The organism is Pseudonocardia sp. McavD-2-B, assembly GCF_024124365.1.
GTDB classification, from domain to species: domain Bacteria; phylum Actinomycetota; class Actinomycetes; order Mycobacteriales; family Pseudonocardiaceae; genus Pseudonocardia; species Pseudonocardia alni.
Genome location: NZ_JAMXSG010000444.1, coordinates 1 through 2,679, shown reverse-complemented (window position 1 = coordinate 2,679; position 2,679 = coordinate 1). Strand labels below are relative to the sequence as shown.

At 78.0% G+C, this 2,679-nt stretch carries 3 protein-coding genes and 1 pseudogene; all 4 read right to left on the bottom strand.

Annotation, left to right across the window (positions count from 1 at the left end; all coding sequences use genetic code 11):
* Window positions 1–712 (bottom strand): annotated as a pseudogene (locus NH602_RS29955) (hypothetical protein); the annotation flags it as partial.
* A 24-nt stretch (window positions 713–736) separates the two neighbouring features.
* Complete coding sequence (locus NH602_RS29950; protein WP_179761205.1) at window positions 737–1,303, bottom strand: hypothetical protein; 567 nt, start codon at window positions 1,301–1,303, stop codon at window positions 737–739.
* Between the two features lie 4 nt (window positions 1,304–1,307).
* Window positions 1,308–2,447, bottom strand: a complete 1,140-nt coding sequence (locus NH602_RS29945) for a hypothetical protein (RefSeq protein ID WP_179761204.1) — start codon at window positions 2,445–2,447, stop codon at window positions 1,308–1,310.
* Between the two features lie 3 nt (window positions 2,448–2,450).
* A partial coding sequence (locus tag NH602_RS29940; protein ID WP_253069575.1) for a hypothetical protein occupies window positions 2,451–2,679 on the bottom strand: 229 nt, incomplete at its 5' end.

Genomic DNA, 2,679 nt, shown 5'->3' with positions numbered 1-2,679 from the left:
TGCCCGAGCCGCCGCTGCCCGAGCCGCCGCTGCCCGAGCCGCCGCTGCCCGAGCCGCCGCTGCCCGAGCCGCTGCCCGCGTCGCTGCCCGCGTCGCTGTCGCCGGGGCTGCTGTCGTCCGAACCGGAGCCTCCGGAGCCGCTGCCGCCGGACCCGGTGCCCCCGGAACCCCTGTTCCCGGAGTCGCTTTCCCCGGAGTCGCTGTCGTCCGATCCGCCGCTGTTCCCGGAGTCGTCCGACCCGCCGGATCGGCGCCGGTCGTCGGAGTCGCCCGACCCGTCGGAGCTGCCGGACCCGCCGTCGCGACCGTCCTCCGACCCGCTGGACGAGTTGCCGCCGGCCCCGGTGGACCCGGACCCGGCGGTGGACTCGTCGGCCCCGGCCCCGGCCCCGGCCCCGGCCCCGTCGCGACCGTCGCGCTCGCGATCCCCGCCTACCGAGCTGTCGGAGCCCGACCCGGACCCGCCGGAGCTCGTCCCGGCCCCGGCCCCGGAGGACCCGCCCGACCCGGCGCACACCTCGCCGTCGGCCCCCAGCTCCAGGTCCGGACGCGGCGCACCGGCGGCGTCCTGCCCGGAGCTCACCGACGGCGTCGCGGACCCCCCGGGTTCCACCCCCACCAGCTCCCCGGCAGGGCCCAGCGCCAGCAGGACGACCGTGACCCCCTTGGCCAGCAGGGACGTGAGCAGCTGCTCGAGCTCGTCGGCGGTCATCGCCCACTCCAAGGTTCGGTCACGTCAGTCGTCCACGTCGGGGGTGTCGGTGGTGATGGGGGTATCGGCGGTGACCAGCCAGTGGCCTGCCGCGTCGAACTGCAGGACCACGCGGGTGCGCCAGCGCCGGACCTCGGGGGCCGCGGCGGGCCCGGCCGTCGTCGTGCGGACGGTCGCGACGAGCGCGGTGCGCCCGCGGGCCCAGTCGGTGGCGCCCTCGTCGAGGTCCTCGACCTCGGCGGTCCGTCCCGCGCCGGGCGGCGGCGGGTCGAGGACGGGCGCTCCGGCGGCGGCCGGGCTGCCGGGCAGTGCGTACGGGGCGCCGTCGAGGGTGGTGCCCGCGGCCGTGCCGGCCCGGGTGCCGTGCGCGGCGACGAGGTAGGCGCGTGCCACCGCCCCGGGCGACGACGGCCGCGTCGCCGGCACGGGTGGCTCCGCTCCGCGGACAGGACCGGGATCACCGAGGGCGTCCCGGTCGGCCGAGGTCAGCACGGCCTGCGACGGCGGTCCGGGCAGCAGGGCCGGCACCAGCAGGGCCAGGGGAACCGCGAGGACCGCGGCGAGCACGAGCAGCGGCAGGGGACGTCGCACGGGGTCACTCCGCGAAGCTGATGTGGACATGGTCGTAGTGGCCGCCGGTCGCGTCGGAGGTGTCGTAGACCCCGCCGCCGGTGTAGCGACGGCCCCAGCCGGAGCCGTCGGCGCGCACCGAGGGGTCCCAGTAGCGGCCCTGCCAGATCAGGTACTCGACCTTCAGCGGGGCCGCGTTGCGTGCCAGCCAGCGCGCGATCGCCCAGCCCTCGTCGAGGTCGGCGCCCTTCGCGAACGCCCCGGCCTGCCCGGTGAACACGTCGCAGGCCCTGCCCTTCGGATGGTCCGACCGCGGGTTCTGCAGGTGCTCGTCCCAGCAGCCGACCGTCTCGATGGTCGGGCCGAAGACCGCCCGGACCGCGTCGAGACCGTGCTTCGTCGCGCCGGTCAGGCAGCCGCCGGAGCGCACCGGATCGGGTTCGTGGCAGCCCGTCGCGCCGCCGGTCCAGGCGGGTGCCGGTGCCGACGCGGCGTCCTTCGCCGCCGGTGCCTTCGCCGGGGCGGCCTTCTGCGGCGGTGGCGGGGACGACTCGCGGTCGTCGACGGCCGTCGTGCCGGAGTAGTCCGCGACGAAGCCGTGCACCGCGTCGAGGTAGCGCCGGATCGCCGACGCGCACGCCTGCGAGCAGTCCGCCTCCCCGCCCGTCGGGACCCCTGACGCCGAGCCGGTGACCCGGCTGCACCCCGCGATGTGGCAGACCAGCATCGCGTCGAGCACCGGCACGTCCTTCGGGGTCGTCGCCAGGTACCCGGCGGCGGCGCGCAGCGTCGAGCAGAGCCACGGCACGACGACGCGCAGGTGCCCCTCCGGCTCGGTCAGCGCCGCGTCCGGCCACGGCGCGCCCCCGGCCGCGACCCAGGTCCGTTCCGAGACCTGCAGCAGCCCGGCGGCGGTGCCGGTGCGCAGTTCCGGATCCCAGCCCGACTCCGCCTGCACCTGGGCGACCACCCAGGCCGGTGGCAGCTCCGGGCAGCCCTGCGAGGTCAGCTCCGTGACCAGGTCGAGGTACGGCCGCGCCGCCTCCGGCACGCGAGCCGCGTCGACGCCCGAGGTGACCGGTTCCGCGGCCGGTGCGGCCAGGACCTGCCCCGCCGCCCCCAGCAGGAGTGCGACGACGACCGGCACGATCAGCAGCGCTCGCACGGCTCACCGGACCGGCCCGGTCGGGACCGCCAGCACCCCGCGCAGGGGTCGCAGCCCACCGACGCCGGCCGGGGTGAGCGGCCGGTCGAGCCGGCCGGACGTCGTCAGCGCGGTGACGATCCGGCCGATCGCGTCGGCGTAGCGGCGGACCGCGGCCGAGGGCCCGGGCCGGGTGAGCACCCCGGCCGCGTCCGACCACGGGTCGGCCGAGCGGGCCCAGCCCGGCACCGCG